This window comes from Corynebacterium sp. HMSC069E04, assembly GCF_001813175.1.
Classification (GTDB): Bacteria; Actinomycetota; Actinomycetes; order Mycobacteriales; family Mycobacteriaceae; genus Corynebacterium; species Corynebacterium aurimucosum.
Map to the genome: position 1 here is coordinate 26,255 of NZ_KV811630.1, position 14,432 is coordinate 40,686.

Sequence of the window (14,432 nt, forward strand, 5' to 3'; positions counted from 1 at the left end):
CCTTGATCGAGCGGTTGCAAGGTTAGTTAATTAAGTGATAGAACTAACAATATCACTTTAGTTGTGACGCGAAATAAACAGTCGGGTTGCTACCCCCTCCCACTGGGACGATTCGCACAAGACCACTCGCGAAGGAGTTTTCAATGACCAACCCCCCGCACCGCGTAGCCATCCTGGGTGGCAACCGCATTCCCTTTGCTCGCTCCAATAAGCAGTACGCTCATGCGTCCAACCAGGACATGCTTACCAGTGCGCTGGATGGCCTCGTGGCACGCTACGGGTTGCACGATGAACGCCTAGGCCTCGTGGCAGCCGGCGCAGTTCTCAAGCACTCCCGCGATTTCAACCTCACCCGCGAATCCGTACTCGGCTCCGCCCTCGATTCCACGACGCCAGCTATCGATATGCAGCAGGCCTGCTGCACTTCCCTTGCGGCAGCCATCCACGTCGGCGATGCCATCGCCCAAGGACGCATCTCCGCCGGCATCGCAGGAGGAACGGACACCACCTCAGACGCCCCGCTGGCTGTCAATGACACGCTGCGACGCACACTGCTCAACCTCACCCGTGCCAAGACCGCCGCACAGCGCGCACAGCTCGTCGGCTCCATCCGCCCATCGCAGCTGGCTCCGGAGCAGCCGCAGAATGGCGAACCCCGCACTGGGCTCTCCATGGGCGACCACGCCGCCATCACCGCCCGCGAGATGAACGTCAGCCGCGAAGCCCAGGACGAGCTGGCACTCGCCTCCCACCAGAACCTCCACAAGGCCTGGGAGGAGGGCTTCTTCAATGACCTCACCACCGGCTTCCTCGGCGTCAATCGCGATACCAACCTGCGCCCGGACTCCTCCCTGGAGTCCCTAGCCAAGCTGAAGCCAGTCTTTGGTAAACGCGATGCCGAGCAGCACGGCACGCAGGCCACCATGACCGCAGGCAACTCCACGCCGCTGACCGACGGCGCCTCCGTGGCCCTCCTCAGCTCTGAAGAGTGGGCTGCCGAACACAACATCGAACCCCGCGCCTTCCTGGTGGACTCCGAGACCGCGGCCGTCGACTTTGTCCACGGCCCAGACGGCCTTCTCATGGCCCCCACCTACGCGGTCCCGCGCCTGCTCGAGCGCAACAACCTAAGCCTGCAGGATTTCGATTTCTACGAGATCCACGAGGCCTTCGCCTCCCAGGTACTCGCCACCCTGTCTGCATGAGAGGACGAGACCTACTGTCGCGAGCGCCTCGGCCTGCAGTCTGCACTCGGCCCCATCGACCGCGCCAAGCTCAATGTCAAGGGCTCTTCTCTAGCAGCCGGTCACCCCTTCGCCGCTACCGGCACCCGCATCCTCGCCACCACGGCCAAGATTCTTGAGGAAAACGGCGGCGGACGCGCCCTCATTTCCATCTGCGCCGCCGGCGGCCAGGGTGTCGCAGCCATCGTCGAGCGTTAAGCACCGCCCTCTCAGAAAGGACCCCCATCATGGCACTCACCAAGTCTTCTTCAGACAAGAAACCCGTCTCCCCAGAGCTCAACAACCAAGCCACCACCGATGCACCCAAGGCGGAGGCCCGCAGCCCGCACCGCCTGCCCACCACCCCCAAGCCTTCCGTTGCCACCGAACTTGCCGCGCTTCTCGACGGCCCCATGCCGCCTTCCGCCAGGAACTGCGCACCTTCCTCAATGACCCGGAGCTCTTCCCAAAGCCCCACCTGTCCATGGCGGAGCAGCGCCAGCACACCTTTGAGAACCTCTCCAAGGTTCGCGATTTCGGCGGATTCAGCCACGGCCTGCGCAGCGCACACGGCGGCGCCGGCAAACCGAATCTCTCCACCTTCACCCTCGAGGGCCTAGCTTGGGTTGATGGCTCGCTGGCCATCAAGTCCGGTGTGCAGTGGGGCCTGTGGGGTGGCGCGCTAGATCAGCTGGGCACCGAGCGCCACCTCGACTGGATCAACAAGGCCGCCAGCCTGGAGCTTCCGGGCTGTTTCGCCATGACCGAGCGCGGCCACGGCTCCGACGTACAATCCCTAGAGACCACCGCAACCTTCGACCCGGAGACCGATGAGTTCATCATCAACACTCCCTCCGATTCCGCGGTGAAGAACTACATCGGCAACGCCGCCAAGGATGGCCGTGCGGCCGTCGTCTTCACCCAGCTCATTACCCCGGACAGCGATGGCCGCTCCCATGGCGTCCACGCCATCATCGTCCCTATCCGCGATGAAGAAGGCAACGAGCTACCAGGCGTCACCCTGGGCGATCATGGCCACAAGGGTGGTTTGGTGGGTGTCGATAATGGCACCCTGCGCTTCGACAACGTCCGCGTGCCACGCGAGAACCTGCTCAACCGCTTCGCCGATGTCGATGAGAAGGGTAAGTACTCCTCCCCGATCGAGTCCAAGAATGCCCGCTTCTTCACCATGCTGGGCACGCTTATCCGCGGCCGCATCGGTGTATCCGGCGCAGCGGGCGCGGCCACCGAGGCTTCCCTGGACATCGCCATCCGCTACGCCAACCGCCGCCGCCAGTTTGAGGGCGCGACCGGCGTGGAAAAGCGCCTCATCGAGCACCGCCAGCACCGTCGCCGCCTGCTCATTCCGCTGGCCCGTACTTACGCGCTGCACCTGCTCTACAACCAGATTCTGGAACGCTACCAGGAGCAAAACGATCAGCATGAGGCCGGAACGTGGTCGGTGACGGAACCGACCGAAGAGCAGAAGTTCGCCTCCCGCGAGATGGAATCCCTGGCTGCGGCCATCAAGACTGCGCAGACCCAGCACGCCACCCGCACCATCCAGGAATGCCGCGAGGCCTGCGGCGGTGCTGGCTACATGTCGGAGAACCGCTTGACCACCTACCGCGCCGACTCCGATGTCTTCGCCACCTTCGAGGGCGATAACACCGTGCTCATCCAGATGGTGGGCAAGAACCTGCTCACCGCCTATGGCCGCGCGATGAATGACATGAGCCCGTGGGACACCGTGAAGTACGCAGCCACCACCGCCACCGACGTGGTTCGCCGCCGCTACGGGTTCACCACCCGTCTGCAGGGGCTGGTGGACCGCGTGAATCCTTCAGAGGCCTCGCTTTTCGACGCCACCTACCAGGCCAAGCTGATCGACGACCGCGCCCAGTCCATCCTCTTCTCCCTCGTGCGCCGCATCCAGCCGGCCCGCAAGGCCGATAAGGTGCAGGCAGCTGCCATCGTGGACCAGTGCCAGGATCACCTCATCGCCGCCGGCTGGGCCCGCGTGGATACCTTGTTGGTCCAGGCCATGATTGAGGCAGAAGAGCGCCTTGAGGAAGGCTCGCTGGCACGCCAGGTCTTCGAGCAGCTGCGCCACCTCTTTGTCTTCGACACCTTGGTTCAGCACGCGGGCTGGTACCAGGAGCACAACCTGATTCCGGCCGGCCGCATGAAGGCCGCCCGCGCTGCTATCAACGACCTCGTCGATTCGCTCGCACCATGGTCCGTCGTACTCGTGGATGCCTTCGGCGTTCCGCCTGAGGTACACAACATCCCGATGCTCACCGAGGCCGGTGTGGATCCGCTCCACGTCTAGTCACGCCACGCATCTCGAGGGCACTTCCGCCACCTGGCGGGGCGCCCTCCCTGCTTTCAGTCACGCGCAGTATCACACATTTACCATCCACAAGCATGACTACCTCACACGCCATGTTCTCCAGTTCCTTCCCACCTTCCGAAGACATCTTGGTCTCCGGTACTCTGCGCAACGACATCTCGCTGCATCTGTTCCACGGCCACTCACGCCGGGACATTCACAACGACTTCTTCGAGCTTCTCGACGATCCCTCTGATTGGGAGAGCACCCGCCAGGACCCGTTCCCAGAAGATTTCGACGCCATCATCGACGAAGTTGCCGCCGATTACGCTCAAAAAGTTACAGAAAAGTCTGCTGATGCACAGCGCCTCGACGCCCTTCGGGATGAACTGCGACAGCACAACCTAGCTTTCAGCTTTGACGAGGGGTGGGACGCCTCCGACGGCGCTGAGTGCGGAGCCGAACAAGCGGAAGAAGACGATGCCGCAGGATATGTTTATTGCCACATGCAGGACGTCGACAGGCTGATTCACACCGGAGAACTTTTCTTCGGTTTCGGAACCATGAAAACCGATGACGAGCTCAGCACGCCAGCAAGCGTTGGCGAGCAACTCGTCGAAGCGCTGCGCGCTGTTGGTTTCAACCCCACCTGGGATGGCAACCCTAACGCACGTGTGCTCTGCCAAGGCCTAGTTGTCGAATTTCCCCTCGCGGAGGACCTCACCAACGCCTAATAGACGCTTCCAATAGATCCTTTAAAGCTAGCCCGCGACAACCATCCAGATGGCTACCATGTGCACCACCGCCGCGGCAATCGTCGCGGTGTGAAAGTGCTCGTGGTAGCCATACCAACGTGCGTTGCGACCCGGCCACTTGAAGCCGTACATCAGAGCCCCCACTGAATAGACCACGCCACCCGCAAAAAGCAGCCACACCACGGCCGGCCCTGCGGAGTGCCACAGATTCGGCAACAGAGGCAGGATGAGCCAACCCAGCACGAGATAGACCACCACGTCCAGCCACCGCGGATGATTAATCCACACCAAGTTCAAGACAACCCCCATGGTGGCGCCCACCCACGCAGCAGTCAGCATCCATAGCGCCTGCGTGGGCTCCAGCACGATGGCACACAGCGGCGTGTAGGTCGCCGCGATGAACACCGAAATCGTCGCGTGATCAGCACGCCGCCACCACTGCACAGCACGCATCGATACCCATGGCCAGCGGTGGTACAGCGCCGAGACTGTAAAGAGGCCAACCACGCCGACGCCATACACCGTTACTGCTAACCCCTGCCACCACGGCAGCGTCATCCACGCAAAGGTAATCAACACTGTCGATGCGATCAGGGAAGCAAGCGCAGCAAAGAGGTGACCCCAGCCGCGCGTTAATGGGCGCGGGCCGCGGTCCGCCATCCAGTACGTGCGCTGGATGAGCTGCTCTATCGTGCTATTTTCCTGCACAGAGCCTGATTCAACTGGAAATTCTTGCGGGGACGATTTCTGAGCACTGGGTGCGTTCATAGTGGGGGCCTTGCCTTGCCTGAGATGCGGGTCGTGCGCATAACGCATTCACTCCCAAAACTTACGTATCCGTAACTATACGGCCGAGCATTGCGGCAGACAAGGGTGGAGCGAAAGTTTCCTCCAGTTTTTCTTCCAATATTTGCAGCACGAGGGCACTGGCCACGTAAACTACCCACATTATGCTTTCCTTTGTCTCACGCTCTCGCCGCACCGCGGCGCTGTTCGCAGCTACCATGGTGGCGCTGGGAGCGGCGTCGGCAGGCGTCGGCTCCGCCTCTGCACAGTCCAGCACCATCGGCGAGGTTTCCTCGCGCGTGACCAACCCGCAGCCCTGGCTCGGTGACAAGGCCTTCATTACCTCTAAGCGCCACATGGGCGGCAACCACTGGGTGGTGGACGTCTGGTCCCCGGCCAATCATGCGGTGATTTCTAATAACGTCCTACTCCCTGAGGGCGATAAGCCGCGCCCCTCCTTCTACCTGCTGCCCGGCGTAGAGGGCGGCCAAGCGGGCATGAACTGGATGACCCACTCCGATATCCGTCATTGGGCCGTAGGCAAGAACGTCAACGTCGTAATGCCGCTCGGCGGTGCCTACTCTCTCTACACCGATTGGAATGCCGAGGATCCCATCCTGGGGGTCAACAAGTGGAACACCTACATGACCGCTGAGTTGCCCCCGCTGATCGACGCCGAATTCCACGGCACCGGCCGCGATGCCATCGGCGGCATTTCTTCTACTGGCGGCGCCGCACTCGACATCGCCGGCCACGCCCCACAGCGCTACAAAGCCGCAGCCTCCTACTCCGGTTGTCCGGTGCGCTCCGGTGCGATTGGTTTCCCTACCTCCACCGCGATGATTGCCTACGGCGGCGGCTCCTCCTTCAATGCCTGGGGCCTGCCAGGCTCCCCGCAGTGGTTCGAGCACGACCCCAACGCCAACCCCGGACGCCTGCGCGACGTCGAGGTCTTCGTGGGCTCGGCCTCCGGCACCCCGGGCCCCATCGATGGCACCAACAGCCCCGCCCAGTGGCTGGGCCCCCGCGCGGTAGAGATGGTGGCCAACCAGTGCTCGGAGGAATTCACCCGCAACGCCCGCAACGCCGGGGTGCGCGTGAACCGCTACTTCAGCCCCCAGGGTTCGCACACCTTCAACCTCTTCTCCCACCAGATGAAGCTGAGTTGGGACCAGACCATCGCCCGCACTATCGGCGCCTAAGTTTTGACTGGTTGTCGCTTCACTGCAGACGCAAGCCCCCTTCATCACCACGACCACGAAATATACCCACTGCAGGATTTGATTCCACTAACCCTCAGCTAAACAACTAGATCTTCAAGGTTCACGTTTGCCCGAAAAAAAGGGATTGACGCATGTCAAGATTCTGCGGTAAAATTTTGGTTAATAGTTCAGCCCGCCCGGTTCCCTTCGGAAACACGGAGTGGGCTGGATCTCTATTTGCGCAGTCTCGCCAACACTGTCATCGTGGCAACACATCCCACCTCTAGATTGGCTTTTCATGTCTTCTACGCTCAAGCCAGCAGCGACCATTGGCGAACACATTCTTCGCCTGCAAAGCCGCGGCATGAAGATCGACAGAGCTTTAGCTGAACAATGGTTTTCACACGTCAGCTACTACCGGCTTTCCGCCTATTGGTATCCGGCTAGACAGTTCACTGAAGACGGAACTAGCCGAATTAGCAGCTTCGTCGATGGTACTGACTTTGCCGACGTCGTCTCCTTATATGAAGCCGATCGGAAACTCCGTACCCTGATTCATGATGGTATGGAGCGAATCGAGGTTGCGATGCGCACCAAGCTCGTCGAGCTACTGTGTACTCGACACCCCAATGATCCTACTTTCTATCTCCGTTCAGACGACTTTCGGCCAAACTTTGACCACGTGTCGTGGCTGAGTACAGCGTACGGTCGGCTTGCGAGAGCGAAGAAGAGCAACGCCGTGAAGCACTACATTGATGAATACGGTGGACAGTATCCCATGTGGGTTGTGGCTGAAGTGCTCGATTTTTCGGACATTTCAAAGCTCTATGCAGGCTTAGGATCCAACGATCAACGGTCAATTTCGGAAGCGCTGAATATAAAGATCAACTTCTCTAGTTTGAATAGGAATCAGAAGCAAAGACTTACGAAGAAACATCCGCTGGCGAGTTGGCTCGAGCAGCTAACTGTCATTCGGAATACATGTGCCCACCATGGAAGGCTGTGGAATCGTTCATTTGCTCCGGCTCCAACTGAGGTTATCCGGAACAATGGAAACCTACACATCCTTCCAGAGAATCAAAGTGAGAAGTTATTCGGCGCTTTGATAATCATGGCGCATTTACTGCGGACTGTGTCTCCTGGAACCACGTGGCCTGAAAAAGTAGTGGCCTTGTTAAATGGACACTTCCTCACCAATCCTCTTGTCGAAAAAGCCAGTATCGGTATTCATGGCAACTGGGATGAAGAAACAATTTAAATGACTCGGAAAAGGAAAAGCCCGGCCGAAGCCGGGCTGATGCAGCGTCAACGCTGCTGAGCGGAACTGCGCGTTTTACTCCACGACGGAGTTCGCGCCGACGGCGTGACCGAAGAGGTCCGGCAGGGTCGCCGCCCAAGCTTCGCGCAACTCGGAAACAGCAACGGACTCGCCGCCCAGCTCCAGCTCACCGTTGTCGGTGGTCTGGCCGACGACGACGGCCGGAACGCCGCACTCCTCGGCGCGCTGCAGCAGCATGTCGACGCGGTCAGCGGTCGTTGCTACCAGTACTCGGGAGGCGGACTCAGAGAAGGCTGCCACGAAGGCGTCCTCGTGGACCTTAGACAGATCCAGGCTCAGGCCCACGCCGCTGCGCTTGGCCATCTCGAATGCAGTAACGGCGAGACCGCCTTCGGAGATGTCGTGTGCAGCGGTCAGGCCTTCGTTGCCCACGAAGAAGTCCGCGAGACGCTGCTCGTTGGCCAGGTCCACCTGTGGCGGCAGGCCATTGAGTCCCTTCTCTGACTCGTGACCTTGTTCACGAGCGCTTACCTGCTGCCAGATGGAACCACCGAACTCATCCTTGGTCTCACCCAGCAGAACAAGGACCTCCGGCTCCTCTACGCGTCCAAGCTCGTTGCCGATGGACGTGTGGACGTCGTCGATGACACCCAGGACGCCTACGACGGGCGTCGGCAAGATCGGCTCCTCGCCGGTTTGGTTGTAGAAGGAGACGTTGCCACCGGACACGGGGATGCCGAGCTCCACGGCGCCGTCGGCAAGCCCGTGCACGGACTCGCGGAACTGCCACATTACGTCCGGGTTCTCCGGGGAGCCGTAGTTGAGGCAGTTGGTGATGGCGACCGGGCGGGCACCGGTCACAGCGACGTTGCGGTAGGCCTCCGCCAACGCCAGGCGTGTGCCCATGTTCGGATCCAGCTTGGTGTAGCGCCCAGAAGCATCAGCCGATACCGCGATACCGCGGCCGGTCTCCTCGTCGATGCGCAACACACCAGCGTTCGCGTGATGGGACTGCACGGTGTTGCCGCGCACGTAGCGGTCATACTGCTCGGTGATGAAATCACGGGAGCACAGCGCCGGGGAGGCCACGAGCTTCTTCAGCGCCACGGTAAGGTCCTGCTTCTCGACGCCCTTGAACTCCTGCAGCGCATCCTGCCACTCCGGGCGGGCGTAGGGGCGGTCGTAGACCGGGGCCTCGTCCGCGATGGTGCCGGCTGGGGCATCCACAACGACCTCGCCTTGATGGCGAATGATGAGGTGCTTGCCAGTGGTAACCTCACCGATCTCGGCGCAGGTGACGTCCCAATGCGCGCAGATCTCCTTGAACTTTTCCACGTTCTCCGGGGTCACCACGGCACACATGCGCTCCTGGGACTCGGAGGCAAGGATCTCCGCGGCGGTCATATCCTTGGCGCGCAGCGGGACGTTGTCCAGGTTGATCTCCATGCCGCCATCACCGGCGGCGGCCAGCTCGGAGGTGGCGCACGCCAGGCCCGCGCCGCCCAAGTCCTGGATGCCCACGACGATGCCGGACTTGTACAGCTCCAGGCAGCACTCGATGAGGACCTTCTCCGCGAACGGGTCGCCCACCTGAACGGCCGGCAGCTTGCGCTCCGCGCCGTCCTCGAAGGTGTCAGAAGCCAACACGGACACGCCACCGATGCCATCGAGGCCGGTGCGCGAGCCGAAGAGCATGACCTTGTTTCCAGTACCGGAGGCGAAGGCCAATTTCAGGTCCTCCACCTTCAGCGTTCCCACGCACAGCGCGTTAACCAGCGGGTTGCCAGCATAAGACTCATCAAAAACGGTTTCGCCGCCAATGTTAGGCAGGCCCAAGCAGTTGCCGTAGTGCGAAATACCGCCAACCACGCCAGGCAAAACGCGCTTGGTGTCGGGGGCATCCGCCGGGCCGAAGCGCAGCTGGTCCATCACGGCAATCGGGCGAGCGCCCATGGCCATGATGTCGCGGACGATGCCGCCGACACCCGTGGCCGCACCCTGGTGCGGCTCCACGTAGGAGGGGTGGTTGTGGCTTTCCACGCGGAAGGTCACCGCGTTGCCGTCTCCGATATCCACCACGCCGGCGTTCTCACCGATGCCGGCGAGGATCTTGGAGCCCATTTCCTCGGTCATGGTCTCGCCGAAGTAGCGCAGGTGCGTCTTGGAGGACTTATAAGAACAGTGCTCCGACCACATCACCGAGTACATGGTCAGCTCGGCGTCGGTGGGGCGGCGGCCCAGGATCTCGCGGATGTGCGCGTACTCGTCATCCTTCAGGCCCAACTCGCGGTAGGGCTGCTCCAGCTCAGGCTGCGCAGCTGCTTGCTCGACGGTGTCGTTGTGTACGGTCATTGTTTCTCCTTATAACCGTCGGCGCGGGTTAAGCGACGACCTTGAGGGCGGACACAAACAAACCCAGACCGTCGGTGGACGGGCCGGTGAGAAGATCGATGGCGTGCTCTGGGTGCGGCATCAGCCCCACCACGTTGCCGGCCTCATTGGTGATGCCGGCGATGCCGTTGATGGAGCCGTTGAAGTTATCGGTATAACGGAAGACCACGCGGCCTTCGCCCTCCAAGCGTTCCACGGTCTCCGCATCCGCCTGGAAGCGGCCCTCGCCGTGCTTCGCTGGAATCAGGATGCGCTGGCCCTGCTCAAACTCGCTGGTCCAGGAGGTCTGTGCGTTCTCCACCTCGAGGTAGGTATCCACGCAGTGGAAGTGCAGGCCCTGGTTGCGAGTCAGGGCGCCGGGCAGCAGGCCGGTCTCCGTCAAAATCTGGAAGCCGTTGCAGATGCCGAGCACCGGCATGCCCTTATTCGCTGCTTCCACCACCGCGCGCATCACCGGGGCCAGCGCCGAAATAGCGCCGGAGCGCAGGTAGTCACCGTAGGAAAAGCCACCGGGTACAACGACGGCGTCCACTCCTCGCAGGTCTTCATCCGCATGCCACAGGGACACGACGTCGGCGCCGGCGGTGCGGGCGGCGCGGGCCGCGTCGACGTCGTCAAGCGTGCCAGGGAAGGTAATAACGCCGATCTTCATTACTGGATGACCTCGTAATCCTCGATCACGGTGTTGGCCAGCAAGGTGGAAGCCACCTTCTCGAGTTCCTCGGCGCTGACCGAATCATCAACTTCAATTTCAAAGCGCTTGCCCTGGCGCACGTCGCTGACACCAGCAACCCCCAGGCGGCCCAGCGCGCGAACGACGGCCTGGCCTTGCGGGTCCAAAATCTCGGCCTTGGGCATGACATTGACAACTACACGAGCCATGAAAATTTTGCCTTACTGTGCGTGAGTATAGGTGCCCCGCCAGTCTATCCCGCCGGCAAGAAAGATTCGGAATCTTTGGGGGTGATGAATTCAAACCAAACGGTTGAAGAATTCTTGGGGAATCCCACCTTAACCCCCAGCTCGCCCTCTGCGCTTCGGTATCACGTGCCCCGAAACCCAGGTAGAACGAGATGCGCTGCCCTTTCTCACCTATCCAAGGAACCTCTCATGCATTTCAAACGCATTGGCTCACTCGCCATCGCCGCCCTTGTCTCTACCTGCATTGTTGTCCCCCAGGCCAGCGCCTTTGTGGACGGCTCCAACGCCGTCATCTCTGAGGTCTACGGTGGCGGCGGCAACAAGGGTGCCGCGTTTAACCACGATTTCATCGAGCTTTATAACCCCACCTCAGCTGACCTCGACCTCACTGGCTGGTCCGTGGAGTACCTGTCCGCCTCCGGCAACTCTGGCGGAAAGCACGAGCTGTCCGGTTCCCTCCCGGCCGCGGGCCACTTCCTCATCCAGGAAGGTGGTGGCGGCACCGGTGAGCCGCTTCCTGCTCCTGATGCAGAGGGGAACCTGAATCTGTCCGGCTCCAAGGGCTCGGTGAAGCTTTACGACGCCTCCGGGGCCGTGGTAGACCTCGTGGGGTACGGGGAGGCGTCGCTCAGCGAGGGCTCCCCTGCCCAGGCCTTGAACAACTCCACCTCTGCGCAACGCGACGCCGAGGGCACCGACACCGACGACAACGTTGCTGACTTCAGCGCTACAGCGCCGACGCCGAAGTCTGCTGGCGGTGGCGCCACCGCGCCGGAGGACCCCACACCGGCCGAGCCGGGCGCATCCGTCACCATCCCGGAAATCCAGGGCACCGGCGCGGAGTCCCCGCTCAAGGGACAGAACGTCACCACCCAGGGTGTTGTCACCGCCGTGTGGCAGGGTGAGAAGTCCCTCAACGGCTTCACCATCCAGACCCCGGGCACGGGCGACACCGTACCGGCAGAGGCCTCTGAGGCTGTCTTCGTCTACACCGGCGGCACCGGCTTCTACCCAAAGATTGGGGAATCCGTCGAGGTCACCGGCACCGTTGATGAGTACTACGGCCAGACCCAAATCGCCCTGGCCCAGGGCTCCGTCCTCGACACCGCACTCGATCCCGCCACCCCGCTCGCCATCGACGCCCTACCCGAGGGAGATGAGGAGCGAGAGAAGCTCGAGTCCATGCTGCTCAAGCCGGGCGTGCACACGGTGACCGATAACTACGGCCTCAACCGCTACGGCGAGCTCGGTCTAGCACCGGGCACCGAGGCGCTGCGCCAGCCCACCGATATTGTCTCCCCTGGCACCCAGGAGCAAAAGGACATGGAAGCCTCTAACGCGGCGAAGTACGTCATCGTGGATGACGGCTCCACCCGTGACTTCACCCGCGATGGCGCGTCGGCGAAGCTGCCGTACATCATGCAGAACGGCTCGGATGTGAAGACGATTCGCACGACGAACCAGGTGGAGTTCGCGGACTCCGGCGTCATCCTGGGTTACGGCCACGAGCAGTGGCGCTTCCAGCCCACCACGATGATTACGGGTGACTCCGCTACCGCAGATCTGCCAATTACGTGGGACCCGGCCCGTCCGGAGGCCCCGCAGGTGGCTGGCGATTACACCGTGGCGGCGTTCAACGTGCTCAACTTCTTCATCAACCTTGGTGAGGACAACGGCGCGAAGGCGTACAAGGACCGTTTCGGTAACGGTGTGGGCTCCGACAGCCCCACCTTCCGCGGTGCGTGGTCTGCCTCCGCATTTGAGGACCAGAAGGGCAAGATCCTCACTGCGCTGGAGGGCCTTGACGCCGATGTCATTGGCTTGTCTGAGATTGAGAACGCCGCCAACACCGTGGGTGGCACCTATGACGATGCCGTGAAGTACCTCGTGGGTGAGCTCAACTCCCGTGCGGGGTCTGAAAAGTGGGATTACGTCAAGGCCCCAGCGAACTCCGCGGCGGACACGGATGTCATCCGCACTGCGATCATCTACAAGAAGGACCGCGTCGAGCCGGTCGGTGAGACCTCCTTGCTTGAGGATGAGCGTTTCAAGGGTACCGCCCGCACCCCGCTCGCTGCGGAGTTTGAACCGGTTGCTGACAAGTGCGCTCCTGAGGGCCCCGATTCCTTCGTGGTGGTGACCAACCATTTCAAGTCCAAGGGCTCCGTGGCCAACGGTGACAAGGACACCGGCGATGGTCAGGGCAACAACCCGAACGTGCGCAATGCCCACGCCCAGGCAGTCCTGGATGGTTTGTCCAAGCAGCCACAGTGGCAGGAGAAGGCCACCTTCGTCATGGGTGACTTAAACGCTTACTCCAAGGAAGACGCCATCTCCGTCTTCCGCAACGCTGGCTACACCATCCCGGTTGAGGAGCTCAACGCCCAAGAGGACTGGCAGGACGTGGCCTCCTACCAGTTCTCCGGCCGCCTCGGCTCCCTGGACCACATCCTGGCCAACGAGCACGTCGACGCCCAGGCCGCGCAGACGTGGAACATCAACTCCGACGAGCCGATTGCCATGGAGTACTCCCGCCGCAACTACACCGGCGGCGATGTCTTTGAGGCCGATAACCCCTACCGCTCCTCCGACCACGACCCGGTCAAGGTGGGCTTCAACCTTGCGACGGTGAAACGCTCTGCGGACGAGCTCGAGGGCTGCGGCTCTGCTGAGAATCCGGATCCAGCTGAAGACCCGGATCAGGCTGATGAGTCTCGCAGCATCAAGTCTGTCACCGTCAACGACGAGGGCCACCTCATCATCACCTACACCGACGGCACCACCGAAGACGCCGGCAATGTTGTCGGTGCCGATGGCAAGGATGGTACCGACGGCGAAGACGGCGCTGACGGCAAGCCAGGCAAAGACGGCCGTGGTATTGAGTCCGTGACCACCAACGACAGGGGCAAGGTCATCGTCGCCTACACCGACGGCACAACCGATAATCTCGGTCTCCTTGTCGGACCGAAGGGCGACCAGGGCTCACCGGGTAGCGACGGCAAAGACGGTAAGGACGGAGCCGATGGTCAAGACGGCAAGGATGGCCGTGGCATCGAGTCCGTGACCACTGACGCTGCGGGCAACCTCGTTGTGAAGTACACCGATGGCACTTCCGAAACCATCAAGGTAGACAGCAAGCCCGCCAGCCGAACCGGTTCTTCTACTGGCGAGCGCTGCCTGCCGACTGCCCTCGGTCTCGCCATCCCCGCAGCCCTTGCCATCCCGCTGGCCTTCCTTGGGTTTGCCAATACACAGTTCAACATCCCGGGCTTCGAGCCGGTCCGGAAGCAGATTGAGTCGATGGCCCGCAACATCCCGCGCGAAGCTCAGTACGCTGCCGGTGGTCTCGGCCTGCTGGCTGCGCTTGGCATCATCGGCGCGGCCTGCGTCCCGACCGGGTCTAAATAAAGCACTCTGCTGAGCGTATTTATTCAGTCTCGTTAAGCCCCTCATCTGAGGGGCTTTTCTCCTACCAGCCCGATTACCCCTCTAACCAGGAATTTTCTTCCTCCAGTTGCGGGGTTGCTAGTGCTGTTTTAGTCT

8 protein-coding genes and 2 pseudogenes are annotated in these 14,432 nt (G+C 61.6%); 6 read left to right on the forward strand and 4 right to left on the reverse strand.

The annotated features are described in order from the left end of the window. The first annotated feature begins 143 nt into the window (after nucleotides 1-143). The 3 genes and pseudogenes from HMPREF2896_RS02090 (at nucleotide 144) to HMPREF2896_RS02100 (ending at nucleotide 4,289) form a co-directional block, all read left to right on the forward strand. Nucleotides 144-1,442, forward strand: a pseudogene (locus HMPREF2896_RS02090) (acetyl-CoA C-acetyltransferase). Between the two features lie 29 nt (nucleotides 1,443-1,471). Next, nucleotides 1,472-3,555 (forward strand): annotated as a pseudogene (locus tag HMPREF2896_RS02095) (acyl-CoA dehydrogenase family protein). A gap of 95 nt (nucleotides 3,556-3,650) precedes the next feature. Continuing rightward, the gene (locus HMPREF2896_RS02100) at nucleotides 3,651-4,289 is read left to right on the forward strand and encodes a DUF6891 domain-containing protein (RefSeq protein WP_070717306.1); all 639 of its coding nucleotides are present in this window, start codon (nucleotides 3,651-3,653) and stop codon (nucleotides 4,287-4,289) included. 27 nt (nucleotides 4,290-4,316) lie between these two features. On the opposite strand, the gene HMPREF2896_RS02105 is transcribed toward HMPREF2896_RS02100, so the two are convergent. After that, on the reverse strand, nucleotides 4,317-4,970 hold the full coding sequence (locus tag HMPREF2896_RS02105) for a PAQR family membrane homeostasis protein TrhA (protein WP_236659413.1): 654 nt from the start codon (nucleotides 4,968-4,970) through the stop codon (nucleotides 4,317-4,319). Nucleotides 4,971-5,260: 290 nt separating this feature from the next. Here HMPREF2896_RS02105 and HMPREF2896_RS02110 point away from each other — a divergent pair, with 290 nt between their 5' ends. Next, nucleotides 5,261-6,298: an alpha/beta hydrolase gene (locus tag HMPREF2896_RS02110; protein WP_070710944.1), complete on the forward strand. Its 1,038-nt coding sequence runs from the start codon at nucleotides 5,261-5,263 to the stop codon at nucleotides 6,296-6,298. Nucleotides 6,299-6,596: 298 nt separating this feature from the next. Beyond that, nucleotides 6,597-7,556 carry an Abi family protein gene (locus HMPREF2896_RS02115; protein WP_070717307.1) on the forward strand — a complete coding sequence of 320 codons (960 nt, stop codon included), beginning with the start codon at nucleotides 6,597-6,599 and terminating at the stop codon, nucleotides 7,554-7,556. 75 nt (nucleotides 7,557-7,631) lie between these two features. Here the strand turns inward: HMPREF2896_RS02115 and purL are convergent, their stop codons facing one another. The 3 genes from purL to purS are packed head-to-tail and all read right to left on the reverse strand — an operon-like array spanning nucleotide 7,632 to nucleotide 10,850. Next, the gene (gene purL, locus HMPREF2896_RS02120; RefSeq protein WP_070717311.1) at nucleotides 7,632-9,929 is read right to left on the reverse strand and encodes a phosphoribosylformylglycinamidine synthase subunit PurL; all 2,298 of its coding nucleotides are present in this window, start codon (nucleotides 9,927-9,929) and stop codon (nucleotides 7,632-7,634) included. Nucleotides 9,930-9,957: 28 nt separating this feature from the next. Further along, nucleotides 9,958-10,620 carry a phosphoribosylformylglycinamidine synthase subunit PurQ gene (gene purQ, locus HMPREF2896_RS02125; protein ID WP_070710946.1) on the reverse strand — a complete coding sequence of 221 codons (663 nt, stop codon included), beginning with the start codon at nucleotides 10,618-10,620 and terminating at the stop codon, nucleotides 9,958-9,960. Beyond that, nucleotides 10,620-10,850, reverse strand: coding sequence for a phosphoribosylformylglycinamidine synthase subunit PurS (gene purS, locus HMPREF2896_RS02130; RefSeq protein WP_039676532.1), 231 nt, complete (start codon nucleotides 10,848-10,850; stop codon nucleotides 10,620-10,622). The genes purQ and purS overlap by 1 nt, the downstream gene beginning before the upstream one ends. Nucleotides 10,851-11,078: 228 nt before the next feature. Here purS and HMPREF2896_RS02135 point away from each other — a divergent pair, with 228 nt between their 5' ends. Next, entirely contained in the window at nucleotides 11,079-14,297 is a 3,219-nt protein-coding gene (locus tag HMPREF2896_RS02135; RefSeq protein WP_246823974.1) for an ExeM/NucH family extracellular endonuclease, read from the forward strand. Nucleotides 14,298-14,432: the final 135 nt, after the last annotated feature.

Excerpts from the sequence above, each read along its gene's own strand:
- HMPREF2896_RS02100 (WP_070717306.1), top strand. The coding sequence starts at position 3,651 with ATGACTACCTCACACGCCATGTTCTCCAGTTCCTTCCCACCTTCCGAA.
- HMPREF2896_RS02105 (WP_236659413.1), bottom strand. The coding sequence starts at position 4,970 with ATGGCGGACCGCGGCCCGCGCCCATTAACGCGCGGCTGGGGTCACCTC.
- HMPREF2896_RS02110 (WP_070710944.1), top strand. The coding sequence starts at position 5,261 with ATGCTTTCCTTTGTCTCACGCTCTCGCCGCACCGCGGCGCTGTTCGCA.
- HMPREF2896_RS02115 (WP_070717307.1), top strand. The coding sequence starts at position 6,597 with ATGTCTTCTACGCTCAAGCCAGCAGCGACCATTGGCGAACACATTCTT.
- purL (WP_070717311.1), bottom strand. The coding sequence starts at position 9,929 with ATGACCGTACACAACGACACCGTCGAGCAAGCAGCTGCGCAGCCTGAG.
- purQ (WP_070710946.1), bottom strand. The coding sequence starts at position 10,620 with ATGAAGATCGGCGTTATTACCTTCCCTGGCACGCTTGACGACGTCGAC.
- purS (WP_039676532.1), bottom strand. The coding sequence starts at position 10,850 with ATGGCTCGTGTAGTTGTCAATGTCATGCCCAAGGCCGAGATTTTGGAC.
- HMPREF2896_RS02135 (WP_246823974.1), top strand. The coding sequence starts at position 11,079 with ATGCATTTCAAACGCATTGGCTCACTCGCCATCGCCGCCCTTGTCTCT.